The organism is Streptomyces katrae, assembly GCF_000966975.1.
GTDB lineage: Bacteria > Actinomycetota > Actinomycetes > Streptomycetales > Streptomycetaceae > Streptomyces > Streptomyces katrae.
Genome location: NZ_JZWV01000173.1, coordinates 1 through 6,565, shown reverse-complemented (window position 1 = coordinate 6,565; position 6,565 = coordinate 1). Strand labels below are relative to the sequence as shown.

At 71.0% G+C, this 6,565-nt stretch carries 6 protein-coding genes; 1 reads left to right on the top strand and 5 read right to left on the bottom strand.

Annotation, left to right across the window (positions count from 1 at the left end):
* The 3 genes from VR44_RS08420 to panB all read right to left on the bottom strand — a co-directional run.
* Window positions 1-695 (bottom strand): ABC transporter permease (locus tag VR44_RS08420; RefSeq protein ID WP_045946766.1); only part of this gene is annotated, 695 nt, incomplete at its 3' end.
* A complete protein-coding gene (locus tag VR44_RS08415) occupies window positions 692-1,714 on the bottom strand; it encodes an ATP-binding cassette domain-containing protein (RefSeq protein ID WP_211275038.1) in 1,023 nt (340 codons plus the stop codon). The genes VR44_RS08415 and VR44_RS08420, both read right to left, overlap by 4 nt.
* A 119-nt stretch (window positions 1,715-1,833) precedes the next feature.
* The gene (gene panB / locus VR44_RS08410) at window positions 1,834-2,694 is read right to left on the bottom strand and encodes a 3-methyl-2-oxobutanoate hydroxymethyltransferase (RefSeq protein ID WP_045946765.1); all 861 of its coding nucleotides are present in this window, start codon (window positions 2,692-2,694) and stop codon (window positions 1,834-1,836) included.
* 307 nt (window positions 2,695-3,001) lie between these two features.
* Between panB and VR44_RS08405 the strand changes: the two genes are divergently transcribed.
* Entirely contained in the window at window positions 3,002-4,051 is a 1,050-nt protein-coding gene (locus VR44_RS08405; protein ID WP_045946764.1) for an endonuclease/exonuclease/phosphatase family protein, read from the top strand.
* A 90-nt stretch (window positions 4,052-4,141) separates the two neighbouring features.
* Here the strand turns inward: VR44_RS08405 and VR44_RS08400 are convergent, their stop codons facing one another.
* On the bottom strand, window positions 4,142-5,896 hold the full coding sequence (locus tag VR44_RS08400) for an NAD+ synthase (protein ID WP_045946763.1): 1,755 nt from the start codon (window positions 5,894-5,896) through the stop codon (window positions 4,142-4,144).
* Between the two features lie 63 nt (window positions 5,897-5,959).
* The coding region (locus VR44_RS41015; RefSeq protein WP_157880256.1) for a DUF4352 domain-containing protein at window positions 5,960-6,565 on the bottom strand (606 nt) is incomplete at its 5' end.

The window sequence follows — 6,565 nt, the reverse complement described above, 5'->3', positions numbered from 1 at the left end:
GGGTTGTAGTCGGTGAAGGCCTGGAGCCAGCCCGGCATGGTCGTCGGCTTGGCGAAGATCGAGCTGCCGAACTGCAGCGGCATCAGGACCAGCATCGCCATGCCCTGGACGGCCTGCGCGGTCTTCATGGTCAGGCCCAGCAGGATGAAGATCCACATCAGGGAGGCGCCGAAGACGGCCGACAGCCCGATGGCCAGGAGCAGGTCCACCACCGAATGGACGGACAGGCCCAGCATGAAGCCCACGGCCAGCAGGATCGCGATGGCGACCATCATCCGGCCGAGCTCGACCACGATCTTGGCGATGAGCACCGAGGACCGGGCGATCGGCATGGACCGGAACCGGTCCATCACACCCTTCTTGAAGTCGTCGTTCACGCCGGTGCCGACACCCATGGCGATGTTCATGCCCATCATCGCCATGAGGCCCGGGACCACGTAGTTGACGTACTGCTCCTGGTTGCCCTTGCCCGAGATCGCGCCGCCGAAGACGAACACGAACAGCAGCGTGAAGATGATCGGCATGAACACGGCGTCGAACATCGACTCCGGGTCCTGCTTGATCTGCAGCGCGTTGCGGCGCACCAGGGCGCCGATGTGGCGCAGGTTGCCGCGCAGGCCGATCCGGCCGTCCTCGGCCGGGGCCGCCGCGGCGGTCCGGGGGGCCGCGGGCTTGGTGGTGGTGACGGTGCTCATGCCGCGACCTCCTCGGTCTTCTCGGTGGGAACGGAGTCCTCGGACGGGGTGGGCCGCTGTCCGGTGATGGACAGGAACACCTCGTCCAGGCTGGGCAGGTAGGTGCCGAGGTCGGCGATCGCGTAGCCCCGGCCGGCCAGCAGGCCGACGACGGCGGTCAGCTGCTCGTCGCTGAGGATCGGGACGAGGAGCACGCCCTCGTCCGGCACGGCCTGGGCGCCGGCCACCCCGTCCAGACCGGTCTCGGACAGGGCGCGGGCCATGTCCGGCAGGTCGGCGGAGGCCACCGGGCGGATCCGCAGGGTCCGGCCGCCGACGCGCGCCTTCAGCTCGTCGACCTTGCCGTTGGCGATGACCTTGCCGCGGTCGATGACCGTCAGCTCGCTCGCCAGCTGCTCGGCCTCCTCCATGTACTGGGTGGTGAGCAGGACGGTGGCCCCCTCGGCGACCATCCGCTGCACCTCGTCCCACACCTCGTTGCGGGTGCGGGGGTCCAGACCGGTCGTCGGCTCGTCCAGGTAGAGGACGGCCGGGCGGCCGATCATCGAGGCGGCCAGGTCGAGCCGGCGGCGCATACCGCCGGAGTAGTGCATGGCGGCCTTCTTCGCGGCCTCGGTGAGGGAGAACCGCTCCAGCAGCTCGTCGGCCCGGGACCGGGCCTCGCTGCGGGACAGGTCCAGCAGCCGGCCGATCATGTAGAGGTTCTCCCAGCCGGAGAGCTTCTCGTCGACCGAGGCGTACTGGCCGGTCAGGCCTATGGTGCGGCGCAGCTGCCGCGGCTGGCGGACCACGTCGTAGCCCGCGACCGTCGCCGTGCCGGCATCGGGCACGATCAGGGTGGACAGGCAGCGGACCAGGGTGGTCTTGCCCGCGCCGTTCGGACCGAGGACACCGAGCACGGTGCCCTCGCGGACGAAGAGGTCGACCCCGTCCAGGGCCTTCGTGTCGCCGTAGTGCTTCACCAGCCCCCGCACTTCGACGGCGTGGGGATTCTTGTCGTTTCGCGTCATGTCCACCATGGGACCAGCCGCCACCGACAAAGCCCTGACAGGCGGCCGACATGCGGCCGACAGCCCGCCGACGGCCCGGAAGGGGCTGTCGGCGGGCTGCCGGTACTGCCTGTCGGAGCCTGCGGGTACTAGTGGAAGGCGTGCTCCGGCTGCGGGAACGATCCGCCGACCACGTCCTCGGCGAAGGCCTTCGCCGCGTCACCCATGGTCGCCCGCAGGTTCGCGTACTGCTTCACGAACCGCGGCATCTTCCCGCCGGTCAGGCCCATCATGTCGGTCCACACCAGCACCTGCGCGTCGCACTCCGCGCCCGCCCCGATGCCGACGGTCGGGATGTGCAGGGACCGGGTGACCTCCGCGGCCAGCTCGGCGGGGACCAGCTCCAGGACCACCGCGAAGGCGCCCGCGTCCTGCGCCGCCTTCGCGTCGCGCAGCAGCTGGTGCGCGGCCTCGTCGCCGCGGCCCTGCACCCGGTAGCCCATCGCGTTCACGGACTGCGGGGTCAGGCCCAGGTGGGACATGACCGGGATGCCGGACTGCACGATCAGCTCGGTCTGGTGCAGCGAGCGCTCGCCGCCCTCCAGCTTGACCGCGTGGACCCCGGCCTCCTTCACCAGCCGCGTCGCGCTGCGCAGCGCCTGCACGGCGCCTTCCTGGTACGAGCCGAACGGCAGGTCTCCGACGACCAGGGCGCGGCTGGTGCCCCGTACGACGGCCGCCGACAGCAGCGTCATCTCGTCCATCGTCACGGGGACGGTGGTCTCGTAGCCGAGGTGACAGTTGCCCATCGAGTCGCCGACGAGGATCACCGGGATGCCGGCCTCGTCGAACACGGACGCCGTCATGGCGTCGTAGGCGGTGAGCATGGGCCACTTCTCGCCGCGCTCCTTGGCGAGGGTGAGGTCGCGGACGGTGATCCGCCGGGTGCCCGTGCCTCCGTACAGGGTGGGGGAGGCGGCTTCGCGGGCAGGCGAAACGGCATGCGTCATTGCAACTGCTCCTTGTGTCATCTCGAGGCGCCCTCACGGCGTCCCCGGACTCACCCACCATGGTGGCACTCCCGCGGCCGTGGACGGAAGTGGCGCAGCGGCGGCGTGGTGACCGGTCCGTCACACTCCTGGCCCGGCTCCAGGCGCGCAGGAGCCAATGTGCGCGTTTCGTGACAAGCGGAACCCCGCCCGTACGGCCGTTCGTCCTCCCGGTCGTACGGCCGCGAAGGACGGCACGGAAGGCTCCCGACATCGCCTAGGGTCAAGGTGCGGGGACGGAGCGCGAGCACGGCAGCGAGGACATGGCATGGCACAGGCGTACCTGACGGAGACGGGGAACGGCGGCTCCGAGCCCGGGCCCTCCGGATCCGGTCTGCGACGCCGATGGGCCGCACTGCTGCGCAGACTCGCGGAACTGCGCCGCGATCCCGGCATCTGGAAGCGCGGCATCGTCACCGCCGCCTTCGCCCTGCTGATCTCCGGGATCATGGTCTTCCACGCCGAACTGCCCAACGACGTCGGCAACCTCGGCAGCCTCACCGAGACCTTCCTGCCCTGGCTGGGCGTGTTCGTCCCGGTCCTGCTGGCCATCGCGGTGGCCCGCAGGTCTGCCACGGCCCTGATCGCGATACTGCTGACGGCCGCGGTCTGGGTGAACCTCTTCGGTGGTCTGGTCACCGACAAGTCGGGCGGCGGCGGCAACCTGATGGTCGCCACCCACAACGTCGACGCCGACAACCCCGACCCGCGCGGCACGGCCCGGTCGGTCGCCAAGTCCGGGGCCGACGTCCTGGCCCTCACCGAGCTCAAGGCCGGCGCCGTCCCGATCTACGAGGAAGCCCTCGCGGGGACGTACAAGTACCACGCGGTCGAGGGCACCGTCGGCGTGTGGAGCAAGTACCCGCTGACCTCCAGCAAGCCCGTGGACATCCGGCTCGGCTGGACCCGGGCCATGCGCACCACCGTCGCCGGCCCCTTCGGCGAGCTCGGCGTCTACATCGCCCACCTGCCGTCGGTCCGCGTCAAGCTCAATGCCGGCTTCACCGCCAACCAGCGCGACAACAGCGCCGACGCGCTGGGCGCTGCCCTGGCCGCCGAACCGCTGAAGAACGTCGTCCTGCTCGGCGACCTCAACGGCACGATGAACGACCGCTCCCTGTCCGAGGTCACCTCGCAGATGCGCTCCACCCAGGGCGCCGCCGGCAACGGCTTCGGCTTCAGCTGGCCCGCCCAGTTCCCGATGGCCCGCATCGACCAGATCATGGTCCGCGGGGTGAAGCCGGAGGCGTCCTGGACCTTGCCGCGCACGGGCAGCGACCACCTCCCGGTCGCGGCCCGGCTCACGGTCCGCAAGTAGCGCGGCGGTCCTCCGCGGCGTTCTCCACCGACATCCTTCCCGGACCCACGGGAAGGGGCCCCGCCGCACGGCGAGTGCGGCGGGGCCTCCTCACGGGTGCTCGCGCCAGCCGTTGGTGATCGGCAGGCGGCGGTCCTTCCCGAAGCCCTTCGCGGAGATCTTCGTGCCCGGCGGGTACTGGCGCCGCTTGTACTCGGCCGTGTCGACCATCCGGATGGTCCTCGCCACCAGGGCGCGGTCGAAGCCGGCCGCCACGATCGCCTCCAGCCCCTGGTCGCGGTCCACGTACAGCTCCAGGATCGCGTCCAGCACCGGGTAGTCCGGCAGCGAGTCCGTGTCCACCTGACCGGGGCGCAGCTCGGCGCTCGGCGGCTTCACGATCGAGTTCTCCGGGATCGGCGGGGTCTCGCCGCGCTCGGCCGCGGCCCGGTTGCGGTACCGGGCGAGCCGGAAGATGTCCGTCTTGTACACGTCCTTGATCGGCCCGTACGCGCCCACGGAGTCCCCGTAGAGGGTGGAGTAGCCCACGGCCAGCTCCGACTTGTTGCCCGGGGCCAGCACGATGTGGCCCTCCTGGTTGGACAGCGCCATCAGCAGCGTGCCGCGCAGCCGGGACTGGAGGTTCTCCTCGGCCAGGCCGGTCAGCTCCAGCGCGCCCGTGTAGGCGTCGAACATCGGCTCGATCGAGACGGTCCGGAAGTTCAGGCCGGTCCGCGCGGCCAGGTCGGCGGCGTCGTCCTTGGAGTGCTCCGAGGAGTACTTCGAGGGCATCGACACGCCGTAGACGTTCTGCGCGCCGATCGCGTCGCAGGCGAGGGCGGCGACGAGGGCGGAGTCGATGCCGCCGGAGAGCCCGATCAGGACCGAGCGGAACCCGTTCTTCCGCACGTACGCGCGCAGGCCCACGACCAGCGCGTCGTAGACCTCCTCGTCGTCGTCCAGGCGCTCGGCGTAGCCGCCGCTGACCACCGGCTCGTACGGCTCCACCGGCTCCTCGGACAGGACGACGCGGTCGATGCGCAGTCCGTCGTCCACGACCCCCTCGGGGGCGTCGGGCCGGGCGGCCGGCAGCTCCAGGTCCACCAGCACGCAGCCCTCGGAGAACTGCGGGGCCCGGACGATGACCTCCCCGGTGGCGTCCACCACGATCGAGTCCCCGTCGAAGACCAGGTCGTCCTGGCCGCCGATCATCGCCAGGTAGGCCAGCGTGCAGCCGGCCTCCTGGGCCCGCTTGCGGACCAGTTCCAGGCGTACGTCGTCCTTGTTGCGCTCGTACGGGGAGGCGTTGACGGAGATCAGCAGCCCGGCCCCGGCGGAGCGGGTGGCCGGGACGCGGCCGCCCTCCTGCCAGAGGTCCTCGCAGATGGCGAGGGCCACGTCGACACCGCGCACCCGGATCACCGGCTGGGTGTCGCCGGGCACGAAGTACCGGAACTCGTCGAAGACCCCGTAGTTGGGGAGGTGGTGCTTGGCGAAGCGCAGGACGACCTCGCCGCGGTACAGCACGGCGGCCGCGTTCTCCGGGGACCCGGCGGGCCGGCCGAGCCGGTCGGTGGACCGCTCGGAGCGGTCGAGGTAGCCGACGAGGACGGGAAGACCGCCCAGGCCCTCCTCCGCGAGGCGCCGGGCCAGAGCGGCCAGCGCGGTGCGGGAGGCCTCGACGAAGGAGCCGCGCAGGGCGAGGTCCTCGACGGGGTACCCGGTCAGCATCATCTCGGGGAACGCCACGAGGTGGGCTCCCTGCTCGGCGGAGTGCCGGGTCCAGTGCACGACCGAGTCGGCGTTGGCGGCGATGTCGCCGACGTGCGAGTCGATCTGATTCAGCGCGAGGCGAAGTTGAGGCACGGGCCCAGTCTAATCGTCTTTCTGACGCGATGTCCTGGACCCGTGCCGTTCCGCCGTCCCGCCCTATCCGACGGGGCCGCTGAACTTGGCCGCCGGCAGCAGGATCCCGGGGGAGAGCTCGGCGCTGATGCTCTTCGTCCCCGCGGGGACCTCGAAGGCGGCGACACCGGTCGCGGACTGGCCGGGCTTGATCACGCCCTCGATCCGCTTCGGGGTCTCACCGTCGAAGACGAGCTTGGCGGAGCCGCCCTTGTCGTCCTTCACCGCGGGCATGGCGTAGATGACGTTGTGGGGCTTGTCGGTGTTGTTGGTGATGGTGAAGGACACCTCCAGCGCGTTGCCCACGTCCATCCACTCGGCCTTGCTGACGTACTTGCGCGGCGGCGCCAGGGTCACCTTGAGGCCGTCCGGGTAGGTCACCGTCTGCCCGAAGGGGACGGGCGTGCTGAAGCCGGGACCCTGGGAGGGGGCCTTGGGCGGCACGGAGAAGCGCGGGACGGAGGGGGTGGGGGTGGGGTCGTCCTCCCAGTCCTCGGGGTCCTCGCCCCACTGGGGGTCGTCCAGCCGCTCGTGGACCCTGCGGTCGTGGGCCTTGTCCAGGATGGCGGTCGTCAGGAGCCAGCCGCCGGCGGAGGTGCCGAGGCCGATGACGCCGAGGGCGACGCCGAC